The sequence below is a fragment of the Bacillus cereus group sp. BfR-BA-01453 genome, from assembly GCF_022662915.1.
GTDB classification, from domain to species: Bacteria; Bacillota; Bacilli; order Bacillales; family Bacillaceae_G; genus Bacillus_A; species Bacillus_A paranthracis.
The window spans coordinates 185,189-202,908 of sequence record NZ_JAKUEN010000005.1 but is presented as its reverse complement, the minus strand read 5'-3'; the positions used below and the strand labels follow the sequence as shown (position 1 = coordinate 202,908).

The window sequence follows — 17,720 nt, the reverse complement described above, 5'->3', positions numbered from 1 at the left end:
TTGTAATTTTTGCACTTTACAATTTTGTTAACGTTCACATATTTTTCACTTGAATATGAAATTGTAAGATTTCATACAATAAAAATACAACAATAATGAGGAGGAGATCCGATGACTTTAGATGTCATGTATTCCGCCGCAAGCATACTCGTTTTAGTATATTTTATTTATCAATGTGTTACGGATTAGAAAAAAGAGCCATTTTTCGGCTCTTTTTTCTATGGTAAGAATACTATCCAACCAATTAATACTATAAAAATAATCCCGGCAATTACAGCTGGCAATAAATAAAAATGAGAAAGTATAACTATTCCATACAAAAGTATTACTGGAAGTAATAAATAGCGATCTGCCTTCCATCTTAACAAGAGTAATTTGCCTTCATCACAATATAAATGAAGAAACATTTTTTTCGCAAATTCAACCCAATAATCGCGTGCATAGCGGGAAATTGCAAATAAAGCAAATGCAAGAATAATAGCTGCAATCCACCTAGGACTCATAACAATACTTATCGCGCTTATACATACAATTTGAATATAAAATATTCGTGCACTACTTGTACGGAAAAATTCTTTCAAAAAGGATTCAACAATACGATTATCAGTTTTCTTCCCTAAAAACTTTTTAGAACGTGGAAACATCCACGGCTTTTTATTCGAACTACTCGGTTTAGCTGTATGACCACCAACTTGCATAATCCCACTCGTCCAGCGCATACTTTCTTCTTTTTCTCTCTCAACTTCTTTAAAAAAGCAATTTTTATAATTTAATTTTTCTTTTATCAATATGATAATTAGAAACACTGCTAGACCGATACTTAGTATAGAATACAATGGATTTTTATAAATAAGAAACAAACTCAATCCAAAAAAGGATAGACTTATAGAAAATATTACATTTTTTATAATCCATAGTAGCCATCGTTTCCCCACACGTACATGAATAAATCTCGTTAATAACGCCAACAAAAATCGAAATACAGTAAAGAATAGCCAAAATAATACGACTTGTATCTTCGTCACTCCAATACTTTTCATCAACACTGGTAACATCGCAACAACAACTACTACATTCGTTATTGCTATTCGAATAAACGTATATGTCATGCCATACTGGATTAACTTTTTCATGTGAACAGGATACGAAATTAAAAATAAACTATCCGCTTGCTCAAAAAATGACCGAACTCCTCTTGCATATGTAATCACATAAAATGCGAGTAGGCCTAATCCGAAATAAACCGTCTCTCCTATCGCTAGTTCTTCCATCCATAGTGAACGATAATAAATTCCCATAAATATAAGTGCCGGAATAATAATATATAGCGCAACCGTCCAATCAGTTATAGAACGTATGGACTTCCATTTGCGCCCCAGTTCATGGCGTAATCTTTTATAAAATTGTTTTTTAATCATGCTGTTCACGCCTTACGATTACATCAAAACAATCTAATAATGAACTTCCTGGCATTTCTGCTAACGTTTGAATTGCCTCTAAATGGCCATCTGCGACTAATGTACCTTGAGAGATGAGTAAAAATCTTTCGCAAATTCTTTCAGCTGTATCTAATACGTGCGTACAAAGTAAAATTCCTGCCCCGCGTTCTTTTTCTTTATATAAATAACTTAAAAACTCTTTCGTAGCTACTGGATCTAGTCCGATAAAAGGTTCGTCAATGATATAAAAATCTGGTTCTGTTAAAAACGCTAATATAAGCATGGATTTTTGTTTCATACCTTTAGAAAACTTTGATAAATACTCATGTTTATGCTTATCCATTCGAAACATATGTAATAACTCTTCAGCTTTCCGTTCCCAGCTTCCGGCTTCGTTCTCGCGAGCTGCCATTAATAATTCAATATGTTCCCAAAGCGTCAAATAATCATAATATGTCGGGTGTTCTGGCACATATGCATACGGATTTTTCTTCTCGCCAAATGATATTTCACCATCCACATTTACAAGTAACCCGAGCATCGTTTTAATCGTCGTACTTTTCCCGGCACCATTTGCGCCAATAAGAGCAACTAATTCGCCTTGCTCAATCGAAAAGGCAATATCATGAATTGTTTTTTCACCTATTTCATATCCAGCAGAACGGATATTTACTTCTAACATACATTCCCCTTCTTTCCATTTCCAATACAAACTAGGAAAAGAATAACATATAACTATCTATATATCATTATAAAATATTTATTTTCCTAGCAGGAATAAATATTTTTTAACAGAATACTTAATGTTTGATTACATTTAATTGGAGTGGATAATATGTCTTTTCAAATTCGTGAAGCTACGATAGACGATATAGATGCGCTTTGCTCTTTGACGAAAGAATTAAAAGGTTCCTCTATTTCCTATGAAGATATGAACAACCGATTGCAATTCGTACAAATGAGTCCTTTTGATTTTTTATATGTTTATGAGGAAGAAGAAACTATATTTGGATTACTTGGGTTTCGTATACGTGAAAATTTAGAAGATGTAACTCGTTATGGGGAAATTTCAATTATTAGCGTTGATTCTACAATACGACGGAAAGGCATTGGGCAAGTATTAATGGATTATGCTGAGCAATTAGCAAAGAAGCATAATTGCATTGGCACATGGCTAGTTAGTGGAATAAAAAGAGTAGAAGCTCATCCTTTTTACAAAAAATTAGGATATGAAGTGAATGGATATCGATTTGTAAAACATTTTTAAACTACTTATTAATTGAAAGGACTATAACTATGACAAACATTCAAGCAATTTTCATTGATCGTGACGGTACAATTGGTGGCGATACTACCATACATTACCCAGGATCCTTTACATTATTCCCTTTTACAAAAGTAGCTCTACAAAAACTAAAAGCTAATCATATAAAAATTTTCTCTTTTACAAACCAGCCAGGTATCGCGGATGGGATAGCAACTGTAGCCGATTTTGTACAAGAATTAGAAGGCTTCGGTTTTGATGATATTTATGTATGTCCTCATAAACACGGTGATGGTTGCGAATGTCGTAAACCAAATACAGGCATGCTGCTACAAGCAGCCGAAAAACACGGGCTTGATTTAACACAATGTGCTGTAATTGGTGATCGCTGGACTGATATCGTTGCAGGAGCAAAAGTGAATGCGTCAACGATTTTAGTACGAACAGGCGCTGGATACGACGCTTTACATACGTACCGAGACAAGTGGGCACATATTGAACCAAACTACATTGCAGAAAACTTTGAAGATGCGACAAATTGGCTTTTAAGTCAACTATAATGCAAATGAAAAGAGACGCCTTCAAAATGAAAGCGCCTCTTTTCATCTAATATTATTTAAAACGTTAACTCATAATGGAAATAACGATTATCTCTCAAATATCCATTTTCAGCGTATAATCGCTGTGCTGATAAATTATCAATCTCTGTTTGTAATTTTACACCTTTCGCACCATTTTCTAAGGCGAATCCTTTCGCAGCTTCTAATAATTTTTTCCCTGTTCCTGCCCCGCGCTTAGCAGCTTGTACAAATAAATCATTTAAAATCCATAATTCTTTCATCGAAATAGAAGAAAATGATGGATATAATTGCGTGAATCCAATATATTCACCGTCTTCAACTGCTACGAAGATAACAGATTCTTTTCTCTCCATTCGATTTCGTAAAAATACTTTTGCTCCTTCTAGATCGGAATCTTGTCTATAAAACATACGATAGTTATTAAAAACTGATGCTAGTCCATCTAAATCTGCAATTGTTGCCTCATATATTCTCATTTTACTCCATTCCCCTTCCAATACTGTCTCATTATATCCGTTGCCCATTTAGGCTGTACAATTTCTTCTTTCGGCATAAACTCTTTCATTATTGGCTTTATATCCAATATAGGGGTGCCATCAATAGCATCTAACCCCTCAACAATAATTGATTTACCTTCTCTTTTCATTACCTTTACAATGGTTGCTCCTATGCGATTCGGACGATTTTTCCCGCGCTGTGCAAAAATGCCTACTTTAGGATAATCATTATTATTTCTAGGGTGTCTAACAACATATTGAATTTGTTCATCAGTTACTTTATGAAAATAAAAAACTACTTCAATATGAGAAAAATCTTCAATCCCTTGTATACTTTCCTCTGTATACATTTCAGTTAAAGTAATATAGGATCTTACTTCTCCCCACTGATCATCTTTTATTTGCTTTCTTTCATTATGTACAAATGCGATTGGTTGAACTAAAAACATACGCATTCCCCCTACAATGTAACCACTTACATTATAAAATATTTTCTGAATGTTTTCCACACATGCGAACTAGGTTACATAATATAATTATAATCTATTTTGTAAAGCGAAATGAACTGCTTCAACTGCATGTATATGGGTTGTGTCGAATATCGAAATGGATACATCTTCCTGCTTAATTAATAATCCTATTTCTGTACATCCTAAAATGATACCCTGTGCGCCTTTTTGCACTAAATCTTCTATAACTGTTTTATAATACTCTCTGGATTGAGATACGATTTTTCCTAAACATAATTCTGTATATATGACTTCGTTTATTTTTTCTCTATTTTTTTCTAATGGCACTATGACTTTTATATCATTCTCTTTAATACGTGATTTATAGAAATCTTGCTCCATTGTATATTTTGTTCCAAGTAAACCAACAGTTTGAATACCTTTTCTTTTCATTTCTTTCGCAGTTGCATCTGCGATATGTAAAACTGGAATATGAATATTCTCCTTTATTTTCTCAATTACTTTATGCATTGTATTTGTGCAAATAATAATAAAGTCTGCGCCTCCCATTTGTAATGAATATGCTGCATTCCCTAGAATTTCTCCTGCACTATCCCAATCACCGCTAGACTGGAATCCTTCAATCTCTTCAAAGTCTACACTATTAATTAAACATTTAGCTGAATGTAACCCACCTAATCTACTTTTTATTTCTTCATTTATGATTCGATAATATTCAGCAGTTGATTCCCAACTCATACCACCAATAAGACCTATCGTTTTCATTAAACCCACACCCACCTTATACTATTTATTCAAGATAATTACGACATTTTATTATGTATATTATACACAATAAAACAAGACTTTACGTTTGAAATATAAAGTCTTGCTTTAACTATTTCCAAGGAAATTTTATAAGAATATTCTGAAATTAACCACCTAATGTTTTTATAGAATCTTCATATCGATAATGAAAACATTCTCGATACAACTGTTTAATTTCATCATATGATGGCACACGTGGGTTATTTGCTGGACTTCCACTTTCAATTGCATCTGACGCCATTTTAGAAACAGCTTTTTCAAATTCAACCTCACCAATTCCGTATTCTTTTAAATTTGGAATACGAAGATCAAAACAAAGTTTTTTTATTTCCATCAGCGTGTAGTCGGCTACTTCTTCATCACAATAAGAATACATATCTTTATTTAAACAGCGGCCAATTTCCGCTAATCTTTTTACCGCACTACCTTTTGTATATTCTAAAACTGTAGGTAATAATATTGCATTTGATATACCATGTGGTACATGAAATAACGCTCCTACTGGTCTTGACATTCCATGAACTAATGTAACAGATGCGTTTGAAAATGCAATTCCAGCTTGTAAGGAAGCAATCATCATCGCTTCTCTTGCCTCCATATTGTCTCCATCTTCATATGCAATACGTAAATATTTCATAATACTTTCAATAGCGGAAAGAGCGAGTACATCTGTAAGTGATTGTGAAACTTTAGAAATATATGCTTCGACTGCATGACATAATGCATCTATCCCTGTTGCTGCTGTAATATGAGGTGGTACAGAACGTGTTAAAATCGGATCAATAATCGCTACTTGCGGGGTAAAACTCGGATGCTTCATCATCATTTTTACATCTGTTCGTTTATTCGTAATTACTGCTACACTTGTTACTTCTGACCCAGTACCCGAAGTTGTTGGAATTGCAATGAGCGGTAGCGGATCATTGTCTATTTCCATATCCTTTTGGACATAATCTTCTACTTCTCCGCCATTTGTATATAACACCGCAACTGCTTTTGCTGCATCGATACAACTTCCACCACCAAGACCGATAATAAAATCACACTTTTCCTCTTTACAAATAGTTAACGCCTCTAACACGTGTATATTTGTAGGCTCAGCATTTACTTTATTATATGTAATAACGGTAATACCTTTTGTATTTAATTGTTGTATACAACTCTCAACATATCCTAAATTCTCCATAATTGTATCGGTTACTATAAAAGCTCTTTTTCCAAACTTCTTGGATTGTTCCCCCAGTTTTTCAAGCGAATTTCTTCCATATAATACAGACTTCGGCATACGAAATTCAGCAACTTCTTGCAAGTACTCCACCTCTTCTTTCCCTAATTAATATTTTCGTCTATAAAATATCTATTTAATAAATTCCTGTTAAAGTATAGAACGCGATAACTAAAAAAACAGCAAGCGTTTTCAAAACTGTAATAGCAAATATATCTTTATAAGATTGTTTATGTGTTAACCCAGTGACTGTAAGAATAGTAATGATAGCTCCGTTATGTGGTAATGTATCCATTCCTCCTGATGCCATTGATACGATACGATGCATTACTTCTAACGGAATATCAAATTGATTAGCTGCTGCAATAAACTTATCACCCATTGCACTTAAAACGATTCCCATTCCTCCTGATGCAGAACCTGTAATGCCAGCTAAAATATTCGTCGTGACTGCTCCGTTCACTAGTGGATTTGTAAACGTGGCAGAAATGCCATCTCTCATAATCGCAAAACCTGGAAGTGCTGCGATAACACCACCGAATCCAAACTCAGCTCCTGTATTCATTGTTGCAAGTAGCGCTCCACCAATGCTTGTATTCAATCCAGCTTGGAATCCTGTTACGACTCGTTTCCAATATAATAATAACGTTGTTACTATACCTATGATAAGTGCTAATTCTACTGACCAGATTCCAACTACTGCACTTAATTCTACTTTTCCAAATGCTTTCATACCAATTGCAGAAAAATCAAAACCATTCGGATACCACTTCGGTATCATAATAGTAAAAACTTTATTCATTACACCTACTAAAATAAGTGGTATAAAAGCAATTACTTGCTGCGCTCTTGTAATTTCAATATTTTTAACCAGCTGCATATCTTTTTGTTCTGCTTGTAAAGAAGCTGCCATTTCCGTATTCCCATCGTTAAAACCAAAATATCCCTCTCCAGCTGCCTTTGCCTTCTTACGTCTACTCTCTAAATATAGTAAACCTAACGTAAGTACAAAAATTGCCCCTACAATACCAAGTATCGGCGCAGCATAAATGTCCGTTTTGAAAAAAGTTGTAGGTATTACGTTTTGAATTTGTGGTGATCCAGGTAGCGCATCCATCGTAAACGTGACCGCTCCAAGAACAATCGTTCCAGGAATTAAACGTTTTGGAATATTCGCTTGTCGAAACAACTTAGCTGCGAACGGATATACAGCAAACACTACTACATACACACTAACACCACTATACGTTAAAATAGCACCCATTAATACAATCGCTAATATTGTACGTTTTTCACCAACTAACTCTATAATTGTCTTTGCAATTGAGTCCGCAATCCCTGACATTTCTACTACTTTCCCAAATATTGCCCCGAGTAAAAATACAGGAAAATATAGTTTAATAAAACCTACCATTTTCTCCATAAAAATATTCGAAAAGAAAGGTAATACAAAACTAGGCTCTGTCAAAAATACCGCAAATAATGCAAATATCGGTGCAAATAAAATAACAGAAAATCCTTTATACGCTACAAACATTAATAAACTAAGTGCTAATAATATAATAACTAGCTCCAAGTATACCCCTCCATTAAACTGAAAATTCTAAATTTTATTGATAAATTTATTCTAATCTTTTATTTCTGACATCCCTCCTCTAATTCATACAAATTTTTCATGCTAAAAATGTCTAATTATAAGTATTCGATTACATATGAAAAATCCCTTTAAACATAAACGAATTCATCGTCATCTGTTATAGAGGGATTTTTAGTCTCTATATTTACTTCTTTACCAAACTATTTTCTACACAAAAATAATGTAATTCTTTTACATCATTTACTATATGAGTCGCACCAACTTCGGTCAATTCTGTTTCACTACCATAGCCATATAAAACGCCGATTGATGCAATTCCATTCTGATTCGCACCAATTATATCGTGCTTTCTATCTCCAATCATAACAATTTCTTCTTTATTAAGTTCTTCATTTGTTTGTAAAATATGAGCAATAATTTCTTCTTTCTTTATTCTTGTACCATCTAAATTACTTCCAATGATACCTTCAAAATAATCCGTTAGTTGAAAATGATCTAGTACTTGTTTTGCAAATACAGTAGGTTTTGAAGTAGCTATAAACAAACGATTGCCTGTATCTTTTAATTGTTTTAAAAGATTTGGAATACCCTCGTAAACATTATTCTCCAACAATCCTCGTTGCTTTACATACTCTCTGAAATAAAAAACAGCTCGTTCAACTTCTCCTTCATTCATATTATATCTCTCTACGAATGATTGCTGGATGGGCGGACCGATAAATGAATGTAAATCGTTTATATGTAATTCTTCAATTCCAAGCTTTTTTAATGCATATAAAACTGAATTTACAATGCCTTCTTTCGGATCCGTCAATGTTCCATCTAAATCAAATAAAAATGTTGTGTACACGTTTCAATCCCCCACTCATTTTACTTTATAAGTAACCTATAACAGATTTCCCCTCTTTCCCTTCTATTATAATACTATCACTATCTTTTTTCTGAAAAATTACTTTTCCTATGTCACATACTTTCAGTTACAAAATGTAATAGATATGATAAAGTAAAAAAGTTACAATTATTCTAATAGAAACTGGTGAAACAAATGTCAATTACGTTAATCTTTATAATGGCTTTCACGATTGTAATCCACGCAGTTGAAACAAGCTCTTATAGTATTCGATTAGCAGGAGTTCGTTTAAAGAAGATTGCTGTTGCATTATCTGTCGTAGGAATCGTATTACTCATTTCAAGAACGTCAAACTTACTACAAGCCTTTTTACTTGGCGGGATTGTCGATGAAGCAAAACTAGATTCTTCTATTGATTTAGAGAATATTATGCGACTCGTTCTATTATCGGCTTCTGTTGGTACGTTGCTTGCGATTATACTATATCCAACTTTGACAAAACTATTTGGATACGTCATTCAAAATTTTGAAACAGATGGTTCATTCATTCGAATGATGAAAACGAATAACATCCAAAAATTAAAGTACACCAAAAAATATATACGCTTTCCAAAATTCGAAATGATTCATAGGCTACGTATCGGTGGTATTCCAAAACGTATTATGCTTATTAACATGTTTGCTACTGCTATTTATACAGCGGGGGTTCTTTCCGCATTATATGCTTCTTTTTTAATTCCAGCTTTCGCAACAAAAGCCACTACAGCTTCTGGTCTTATTAATGGTTTTGCTACTATTTTATTAACAGTGCTATTAGATCCACGTATTGCTCTTTTAACAGAGCGTGCTCTTCAATCAGAAGAAGGTGCTGAAACAATGAGTAAAATGTATGCTTGGCTAATGATTTCTAGACTTTTTGGTACATTACTAGCTCAACTGTTATTCATACCAGGTGCTTACTGGATTACATGGATTATAAAGCTTATGAATTAATGCACTCTCTAAAAAAGAAGGTGAGATAACAAATGAAAATACAAACAGAGCAAGATATAGTCCGCTTAATAGAAAACGACGAATGGATGATAAACGTATTACAATTAGCAAAATCACTAGAGCTACCTGATTGGTGGATTTGCGCCGGCTTTGTTCGTTCTAAAATTTGGGATACTTTACATAACTACGAAATAAGAACAACTACACCAGACGTTGATGTCATTTATTTTGATCCTTTTCGTAAAGATGAGATATACGAACAATTATTAGAAAAGAAACTGATAAATTTGGATGCCTCTATCCCTTGGTCTGTAAAAAATCAAGCTCGTATGCATGTAGTGAATAATATGCCACCGTACTCTTCTTCTGTTAATGCTATTTCTAAATTCCCTGAAACAGCAACGGCTTTAGGTGTTACATTAGACGAAAAAAACAAAGTTATATTAACAGCTCCGTGCGGCATTGAAGATGTTCTTTCCTTACAAGTGAGACCAACAGCTCATTTTCTGGAATCGAAAGAGCGTATACATATGTACAAGAACAGAGTTATTAAAAAGAATTGGCAAAGTAAGTGGCCTAACGTCACAATTACATATCCAGAAATTTAGAAAGGGTGCTTCTCATTTATAGAAGCACCCTGTTCTTCATTTCAAAAAATGTATGACTGTGTCTGCGAATCTATCTGCTTCCTCATAATGAGGTGAATGACCGCTCTCTTCAAATGCGATATACTTACCGTTTCGAGCTTCTTTATTAAACGTTTCAATTTGTTTTTCACAGGTTACTACATCATGTTTTCCTACAATTAATAACATTGGGTTTGTTATATCTTTTATCTTAGGTAATAATGAAGTATGGAATGCTCCTTCTAATTTTAATTTATCAAAATGAATCTTGGAGCGATTTGAAAATACTTCCCACTCTTCATCACTATACAAACTCTCGTCTGTCACATCTTCCTTATTATTGTAAATCTCCATTCTATTTTCTTCTAGTTCGTCACTTAGTCTTATATAAGCTTCTAACAACTCTTCTGAACTAGCATTGCTAGATGAATAAACAAGAGACTCTTCTGCTACTTCTTCTTTTCCATACTTTTTTAATAAACGCCCTGTCTTTTGTAACAAGGCCTTACTTGTTAACGCGAAATCGAAAGTTGGTCCTTCGAATATGATTTTCTCTATTGAACTTGGATATATCGATGCATATAACAATGCTACATATCCACCGAAAGAATGTCCAATGACAGACCACTTCTCAATTTGCAATACTTTTTTTAGTTCCTCACAGTCTTCAATTAAATCTTTTAATCCAAAAGCTTCGTCCTCAGTAATTTCTTCTGAGCGACAAACACCTCTTTGATCTATCATAATTACATATAAAGAATCTTTTAAACGTTCCGCTTGATGAAATGAAAAATCATAACAACTTTCTCCCGGTCCACCATGTAAGTATAGAACTGGTTTATTTTTAGGGTTTCCATGCGTTTCAACGTATAGCTTTTTGCCTCTAATATGCATGTATTTCCCTGCTTCTATCAAATTCGCCTTTATGATCATCACCTTCTTTTTTACTGAATATTATAACATCCATTGTTAAATAATTCCTATTACATTTAAAAAGACGATGATAATTGCCAGTGGTGCTACAAATCGAAGTAAAAACGCCCAACAAGTAAATACTTTCTTTCCATAATTACCACCCACAAAAAACTCTGCTTCTAGCACCTTCTTCTCCATTTTGAATGAAACGAAAATACTAATAAATAGTGCACCAAGTGGCATTAATATATTACTAGATAAAAAGTCTACTGCATCAAAAATATTCTTTCCGAAAATCGTAATATCACTCCATACTCCAAATGATAACGCTGATGGTATGCCTACTAAGAAAATGCCGAAACCGATCATCCATGATAATTTCGTTCTTCTTTCTTGTTCACCATTTGTCACTGCTGAAACAACTGTCTCTAATAGTGAAAATGCTGATGTTAATGTCGCAAATGTAAATAGTGCAAGAAATACTGTTAAGAAAACCGCACCAAATGGAATTTGACTAAATACTGATGGTAATACGATAAATAGTAATCCAGGCCCTTCTGTTGGCTCCATTCCTAATGAAAATACGGCCGGAAAAATTGCAAGTCCTGCAAATAATGAAACAAATAAATTCAATCCAACAATTGTTATTGCTGATTTTGGTAAACTTTCTTTTTTATTTAAATAGGAACTATACGTAACCATAATTGAAATCCCGATACTAATCGCAAAGAATGATTGCCCCATTGCGAACAAAATACTTTCCGAAGTAACCTTTGAGAAGTCCGGTTGTAAGAAAAACTTCACACCTTTCATTGCATCATCAAGTGTTAACGAACGAATAATAAGAGCGACAAATAAAACGAACAATGCTGGCAACATATATTTACTTGCTTTTTCAATTCCGTTTTGTACCCCCTTTGATACAACCCATATCGTAATGAACATAAAAGCGAAATGTCCCATAATCGCCCAAGTCGGATTTCCAATTGTTTCAGTAAATAATGCTCCGTAATTTTGTCCCGGAGTAATAAGTTGTCCCGTTACTCCCCTGAATAAATAAATTAACACCCATCCACCTACAACACTATAAAACGAAAGTAATATAAAACACGTTCCGACGCCAAGGCGTCCAATCCAGTGCCACCCTGTATTTGGTGCAATACTTTTAAATGCTCCAACCGCTTGTTTCTGTGTACTGCGTCCAATCATAAATTCAGCTATAAGTAGTGGTAGTCCAATTAATACTGTAAATAATATAAAAATTAAAAAGAACGCTCCTCCCCCGCTCTTGCCAGCGATATAAGGAAACTTCCATATTGCACCTAGTCCAATTGCTGATCCTGCTGCTGCCATTATAAAACCTAATTTCGAAGTCCATTGCTCCGTTTGTTTCATTTCATTTTCCTCCTAATTAAATCTTTTTATATAAATAAACAAATTTTATAGACCAATTCAAATAAACCCTCCATTTCTATTTCTATAAAATAAAAAATGGCCCAACGTCTCTATATAAAGAGACGCTAAGCCATTTGCTTAACGCGGTACCACTCTTATTGATTCCATTATGAATCCACCTTAGTAGTAATCGTTTGATTACAAACCTAATATCGAAGGTTAACCGTTAAGATTTACTAAGAATGTGATTCCGTTCCACCTTACTGCTCCTAGGCGAGTTCAGGATGTCATTTGACTATGTCACACCAACCCATAGCTCTCTGTACAAATATACGACCTTACTACTCCTATTCAACACATTTTAATATTTAGAATATATTTTCTTTTGAAATTAATATGAAGTATATCGGTTATATTTGTAACTGTCAAGGTATCTATTAAAATTTAATGAGAAATCCTTTTTTATTTTTCATTATCCTTCGTCATCAGTACCTTCTTCTTGATCATCGTCATCTTGTTGTTGTGATGACTCCCTTTTTTGAATAGCGTTATTTACCGTTGTAGTAGACATAACTCCACCTCTTATTATATGTATTCTTACATCACCCGTTAAAACGTACTTTACGATGATTTCAAGAAATAATACAACCCTTTAGTTTTTCCTCTACTATCGTCATACACTGTACAAATCCATTACAGTCTATAAAATTTAACACTTAATACACTTATAAAATTATACGTGTACCAACTTATTTCTACGCTAAAACACAAAAAAGCACTTGTTCCCTTTAATTGACAATCAAGTGCTTTAAATTCATATGTTTTTAAGTAGCATAAATTTGTAAATCTTGCAGTAAAAATATGATACCTTTTGTATGTCATAAAAACTACTACGTTTTAACTTACGAGTTTGTACGAGTTCATTAGTTTCATATACAGTTCATGTGTTTATATTCATCGCCCAGTAAAATGTTATCTCGCCTAAGCTCGTACTTCTTTTCCTATTCTATCATTGCACATAATACTCTATGATGGTACAACCATCATGAAGTATGTATTTTCAAACACACTATTATTTTTTCCTATCCACTTCACATATATTTTGTTTTCCATAGATTATAGTTAAAGCTTATATCCGTAAAAATATTTTTGTCCCTTTTCCCAGTTTTCACTTGAAAGTTCGTTTATATAGTCAATAAAATCTTTATAATTACTTGCACTAATAATAGTGTTGTAATCCGCAGGTACTCTTTTACCAGTCCAAATTGATAATAAAGATGGTATTAATTCCATTTTTAATTGCTCCTCATTATTAGCAGCAATCATAACCCGCTGAATCAATTTTTTAGCTAAGTCTCCAGGAAAAGCTAAATTCTGTTGAAAATAATAACTATTTGTATCCTTCTCCTGACAATACTTAAAATAAAAATTTCCAATTTCATCTATAGTTGCATCTTCACCAATTTGATCTTCAAAATTAATAAAGGAATCAATAGAGTCTCTTATAATAGTAGCTGTATCACTGAATTCCTCCCACTCTTCAAGTAAAGCCAATAAATATGGAATTACCTCAAGAGAAAGTGAGGTTGTGGCTGCTGATGCAAAAGTGTCTACTGTTTCTTCAGTTACCTCACTAAGAAAACGGAGATTATTTGAATCCCTTAAGTCTTCATGTGTTGCGACAGATAAAAATACTCTAATACATAAATTCAGAACCGCTTCATCTTTAGTCTGATTCATTAATTGAACTAATAGTGGTTTTTGAGTAAAATCCCCCGTTTTAAATAATTCTATTAAGTTAAATAAAACTTCCGTTTCTGTTAAAGATTTTAAAATTTTTTCTTTTATTTCCGATTTAGCTAAAATTGTTTTTTCTCCAAACCATATACTATTCATAAGATTTCTCGTTTCTCCCATAAATACACCTACTTTCATTAAATTATCTCTTTCCATTTTCTCGTTGCCATTTCAGAACTTTATTTTGAAAAACAGTAACCTCAGTATGTTGTGGATTATTACCAAATACAATAATCCCATTTTCATTCTCATGTATTTTTAGTACCTTAGCATTTTCTTTACCATAACCCATTTCATGATAAAAATCCAAATTCAAATCATCAATTTTCTCTCGACGAATAGTCGATTCTCCTGTATTCTTTATATTTGAACTTACATTCTCTCTCCCAAAAGATAAACCTTGTACATGGTGACCTTTTTCAAGTTCCCCTCTTCTAACCAACGCTTGATAGTCTGCTCTTGCTTCCTTTAGTTATTTCCCCTTTACTATTGTAGATTCATCAGGATTAGGATACCAATCAGGGTTAGTTTCGTGTAATTTTTTTGCCTCATCATAATAAGGTCCATAAACATCCTTACTCGAAGAATTATTACCCGTACCCTATGTTGTAATCTTAAACCCTCACAATAAAAAAGCAAACCATGTACACCTTATTAAACTACTTCTTTTTCTTCTACTACCGGCAATTCATATGCCGTTTTATGTTTCATCATGCCATATACAATATTTACAAGCCTTCTCATAATACACACCAAAGCCTGTCCTTTTGTTTTTCCCTCTTTTAATTTCTTTTGGTAGTACGCATGAAACACTGGATTCCGTGGTATCTTACTTCCTTTCGCTACTTGCACTTGTTGTACAGCTAAATTATAAAATAAAGCGTGTAGCGCCCTGTTTCCTTGTTTGCTTTTGTGTGTCTTACCTTTCCCACCAGAACCAAAGTAAACAGGCGCAATCCCCGCAAATCGTGCTAATTTGTTGGCATTTGGAAATCGCCTTACATCTCCAATTTCTGCAATTAATGCTGATGCAGTCACAAGTTCTATTCCCGGCATTGTATCTAATTGATAATCTAGTAGTTTTACTAGCTGTTTTAATTCTCTCTCGATGTATTTCATTTCTGTCTTTTTAAACTCAATATCCCGTACAATACTTCTTACTAAAAAGTCTCGTGTTTCTTGATATTCCTTCATTGTATGTCCATCTTCTTTTACAAGGTTTAATATGTCGCTTGCTTTCTTTACTGAACATGTATTGTTGCTAACATCTAATAAAAAAGCTGTTAATTGCTTTATATTTGCCCCCTCTAAACAAGAGGGTGACGGATATTGCTGCCAAAACGCTAATGCTGTTTTTCCATCTAACTCTGAGAAAAACTTTTTATAACTTGGATAATGGTGGATTAATTGAATATGTAATTGATTCTTTAATGCACTTTGTGCTTTTACTAATGCATTCCTTCTTGAAACTAGTTGTTGTATCGATCAAAATAAATCGTTTGGTTTTGCATCTGGTAATTGATTAAATTTGTTTACCAATATGCGTGCCACACATTCCGCATCCCAACTATCATTTTTTTGTATCATCACTTGGCTCTTTCGTTCTAAAAATGATAAAGCTGGATTTACTTCTTTCACCACTCGTTCATGATCTACTAAATATTTCGCTAATGCTCTTCCGTAACCACCAACATCTTCTAAACCAAATACAACTGATAAACCATCACTCACATATGTCTCTACTTCTAATAAGAACTTCGAAAATGCAGATGGTTTATTATCAAATTGTATTTCTCTTAGTTTCTCTTGCCAACAATTAATAATAACAGCCGTATGATGCTCCTTATGTAAATCTACTCCTACATACAAATAGTTCTGTCTATTATGCATAACTCATCCCTCTATTCAATGATTTAGTCATATATAAAAATGTCGGCAACCTTAGTTCGAGCGTTCATCTTCCGATGCGCATAGGTACGCAAGCCTATCCATTTTCATAATTTCATAAGTACATATAGTAAAATGAGCTAATTTTTTAAGTGAATTTATAAAATAATTGCTGGATGTTTCCCATTTGTTTGTATTTGTCCGTATGTATACACCCCTCGATAAAAGTTCTCTCGGTCTAACATACGTTTCACTTGTACTTTCGTAAACAGCTTTCCTTTCTCTGTACGATAACCATCCCTATTCAGTCTTTCTGCCAATTGAGTTAGCGACCAATGTTTAAAAAAGTGTCTTAATTCAAATAGTCTCCGTACAACTACTGCTTTCTCCACATCTACTTCTAACACTTTTTGTCCTTTCTTTACTCTATAACCAAACATCACACCGCCACCTGCATATCCCCCTTTTTCCGCTTTCTTTTTTCTACCTCGACTTAGCTTTAATGCAATCTCAAGACGTTGATATTGATCTAGTAGTTCTAACATGCCATTTACTAAAAAGTCATTTGGGTCATGCGTGTATATACTATAATTTGGTTGTTCAATTGCTTTCACATCTACCTTGTATTTCTTTAGCTCTCGTTGTATTAACACTTTTGCCATATCAGAGCGCCATAACCGAGATGTATTGAGTACAATAACTTTGCTCACTTGATGATACGCCATATCTGACAATAATCCTTGTAAACCTTCACGTTCAACTGTTAATCCATCTTCATCTACTGTCGCTCCGCTAATTCCCTTATCTTCGTATATGTGAATAAGTTGTAATTTATTTCCAGCGCAGTACCGTTCGATTTCTTCTACTTGATACGTTAAGCTATAACCTTCACGCACTTGTCCTTCTGTTGAAACTCGTACATAACCAACTACTTTCTCTTCCATATTGATTCCTCTCCCGTTACAGCAATTAAAGTTCCTGTAACGTTTACCCGTTTTTTGCGGATAACGTGTGCATAACGTCCATCCGTTAAAACGTACTTTACGATGAATTCAAAAAATAACACACCCCTTTATTTTTCCCTCTACTATCGTCGTACACTGTACATAGCCATTACAATCTATAAAACAACAATAAAAATTTAACACTTAATGCACTTATAAAATTATAATGCTCTTTTAAATTTTTACGCTAAAACGCAAAAAAGCACTTGTTGCCTTTAATTGACAATCAAGTGCTTTAAGTTCATATGTTTTTAAGTCGCGTAAATTTGTAAGTTTTGTAGTAACAGTATGACACCTTTTATATGTCGTGACAACTACTACGTTAAAACTTACGAGTTTGTACGAGTTCGTTAGTTTAATATACATTCCATGT

The 17,720-nt window shown here is 33.6% G+C and carries 18 protein-coding genes, 2 pseudogenes and 1 other annotated feature; of the genes and pseudogenes, 4 read left to right on the top strand and 16 right to left on the bottom strand.

Annotation, left to right across the window (positions count from 1 at the left end; all coding sequences use genetic code 11):
• Nucleotides 1-218: 218 nt before the first annotated feature.
• A complete protein-coding gene (locus tag MR070_RS13340) occupies nucleotides 219-1,418 on the bottom strand; it encodes an ABC transporter permease (protein ID WP_242261461.1) in 1,200 nt (399 codons plus the stop codon).
• Complete coding sequence (locus MR070_RS13335) at nucleotides 1,411-2,121, bottom strand: ABC transporter ATP-binding protein (RefSeq protein ID WP_000895245.1); 711 nt, start codon at nucleotides 2,119-2,121, stop codon at nucleotides 1,411-1,413. The genes MR070_RS13340 and MR070_RS13335 overlap by 8 nt, the downstream gene beginning before the upstream one ends.
• 153 nt (nucleotides 2,122-2,274) lie before the next feature.
• Here MR070_RS13335 and MR070_RS13330 point away from each other — a divergent pair, with 153 nt between their 5' ends.
• Nucleotides 2,275-2,706, top strand: a complete 432-nt coding sequence (locus MR070_RS13330) for a GNAT family N-acetyltransferase (protein ID WP_000009781.1) — start codon at nucleotides 2,275-2,277, stop codon at nucleotides 2,704-2,706.
• A gap of 29 nt (nucleotides 2,707-2,735) precedes the next feature.
• The gene (locus tag MR070_RS13325; RefSeq protein ID WP_000181892.1) at nucleotides 2,736-3,263 is read left to right on the top strand and encodes an HAD-IIIA family hydrolase; all 528 of its coding nucleotides are present in this window, start codon (nucleotides 2,736-2,738) and stop codon (nucleotides 3,261-3,263) included.
• Between the two features lie 56 nt (nucleotides 3,264-3,319).
• On the opposite strand, the gene MR070_RS13320 is transcribed toward MR070_RS13325, so the two are convergent.
• The 6 genes from MR070_RS13320 to MR070_RS13295 all read right to left on the bottom strand — a co-directional run bounded on the left by MR070_RS13320 (nucleotide 3,320) and on the right by MR070_RS13295 (nucleotide 8,730).
• A complete protein-coding gene (locus MR070_RS13320; RefSeq protein WP_001223874.1) occupies nucleotides 3,320-3,760 on the bottom strand; it encodes a GNAT family N-acetyltransferase in 441 nt (146 codons plus the stop codon).
• On the bottom strand, nucleotides 3,757-4,230 hold the full coding sequence (gene tsaA / locus MR070_RS13315) for a tRNA (N6-threonylcarbamoyladenosine(37)-N6)-methyltransferase TrmO (RefSeq protein ID WP_242261460.1): 474 nt from the start codon (nucleotides 4,228-4,230) through the stop codon (nucleotides 3,757-3,759). The genes MR070_RS13320 and tsaA overlap by 4 nt, the downstream gene beginning before the upstream one ends.
• Before the next feature lie 87 nt (nucleotides 4,231-4,317).
• The gene (locus MR070_RS13310) at nucleotides 4,318-5,016 is read right to left on the bottom strand and encodes an aspartate/glutamate racemase family protein (RefSeq protein ID WP_242261459.1); all 699 of its coding nucleotides are present in this window, start codon (nucleotides 5,014-5,016) and stop codon (nucleotides 4,318-4,320) included.
• A 148-nt stretch (nucleotides 5,017-5,164) separates the two neighbouring features.
• A complete protein-coding gene (gene eutG, locus MR070_RS13305; RefSeq protein WP_001158500.1) occupies nucleotides 5,165-6,367 on the bottom strand; it encodes an alcohol dehydrogenase EutG in 1,203 nt (400 codons plus the stop codon).
• 52 nt (nucleotides 6,368-6,419) lie between these two features.
• On the bottom strand, nucleotides 6,420-7,859 hold the full coding sequence (locus tag MR070_RS13300; RefSeq protein WP_070805909.1) for a GntP family permease: 1,440 nt from the start codon (nucleotides 7,857-7,859) through the stop codon (nucleotides 6,420-6,422).
• A gap of 205 nt (nucleotides 7,860-8,064) precedes the next feature.
• A complete protein-coding gene (locus MR070_RS13295) occupies nucleotides 8,065-8,730 on the bottom strand; it encodes an HAD family hydrolase (protein ID WP_139895502.1) in 666 nt (221 codons plus the stop codon).
• Nucleotides 8,731-8,925: 195 nt separating this feature from the next.
• Between MR070_RS13295 and MR070_RS13290 the strand changes: the two genes are divergently transcribed.
• Nucleotides 8,926-9,723, top strand: a complete 798-nt coding sequence (locus MR070_RS13290; RefSeq protein ID WP_139895590.1) for a lipid II flippase Amj family protein — start codon at nucleotides 8,926-8,928, stop codon at nucleotides 9,721-9,723.
• Between the two features lie 32 nt (nucleotides 9,724-9,755).
• Nucleotides 9,756-10,331 (top strand): nucleotidyltransferase family protein, encoded by a 576-nt coding sequence (locus MR070_RS13285; protein WP_097852385.1) that lies wholly within the window; start codon nucleotides 9,756-9,758, stop codon nucleotides 10,329-10,331.
• Between the two features lie 36 nt (nucleotides 10,332-10,367).
• Here MR070_RS13285 and MR070_RS13280 read toward each other — a convergent pair whose 3' ends face one another.
• The 8 genes and pseudogenes from MR070_RS13280 to MR070_RS13250 all read right to left on the bottom strand — a co-directional run bounded on the left by MR070_RS13280 (nucleotide 10,368) and on the right by MR070_RS13250 (nucleotide 17,409).
• Nucleotides 10,368-11,282: an alpha/beta fold hydrolase gene (locus MR070_RS13280; protein WP_080776495.1), complete on the bottom strand. Its 915-nt coding sequence runs from the start codon at nucleotides 11,280-11,282 to the stop codon at nucleotides 10,368-10,370.
• Between the two features lie 36 nt (nucleotides 11,283-11,318).
• Nucleotides 11,319-12,659: a sodium-dependent transporter gene (locus MR070_RS13275; protein ID WP_242261458.1), complete on the bottom strand. Its 1,341-nt coding sequence runs from the start codon at nucleotides 12,657-12,659 to the stop codon at nucleotides 11,319-11,321.
• A gap of 115 nt (nucleotides 12,660-12,774) precedes the next feature.
• Nucleotides 12,775-13,023: a binding site (T-box leader), on the bottom strand.
• Between the two features lie 108 nt (nucleotides 13,024-13,131).
• Nucleotides 13,132-13,272, bottom strand: a pseudogene (locus tag MR070_RS27315) (PepSY domain-containing protein); the annotation flags it as partial.
• 509 nt (nucleotides 13,273-13,781) lie between these two features.
• The gene (imm47, locus tag MR070_RS13270; RefSeq protein WP_139895505.1) at nucleotides 13,782-14,594 is read right to left on the bottom strand and encodes an Imm47 family immunity protein; all 813 of its coding nucleotides are present in this window, start codon (nucleotides 14,592-14,594) and stop codon (nucleotides 13,782-13,784) included.
• A gap of 4 nt (nucleotides 14,595-14,598) precedes the next feature.
• Nucleotides 14,599-14,898 (bottom strand): hypothetical protein, encoded by a 300-nt coding sequence (locus tag MR070_RS13265; protein ID WP_139895506.1) that lies wholly within the window; start codon nucleotides 14,896-14,898, stop codon nucleotides 14,599-14,601.
• A 212-nt stretch (nucleotides 14,899-15,110) separates the two neighbouring features.
• A pseudogene (locus tag MR070_RS13260) lies at nucleotides 15,111-16,346 on the bottom strand (IS110 family RNA-guided transposase).
• A 155-nt stretch (nucleotides 16,347-16,501) separates the two neighbouring features.
• Complete coding sequence (locus MR070_RS13255) at nucleotides 16,502-17,287, bottom strand: recombinase family protein (RefSeq protein WP_242261457.1); 786 nt, start codon at nucleotides 17,285-17,287, stop codon at nucleotides 16,502-16,504.
• On the bottom strand, nucleotides 17,272-17,409 hold the full coding sequence (locus MR070_RS13250; RefSeq protein WP_080449845.1) for a hypothetical protein: 138 nt from the start codon (nucleotides 17,407-17,409) through the stop codon (nucleotides 17,272-17,274). Before MR070_RS13250 ends, MR070_RS13255 begins: the two co-directional genes overlap by 16 nt.
• Nucleotides 17,410-17,720: the final 311 nt, after the last annotated feature.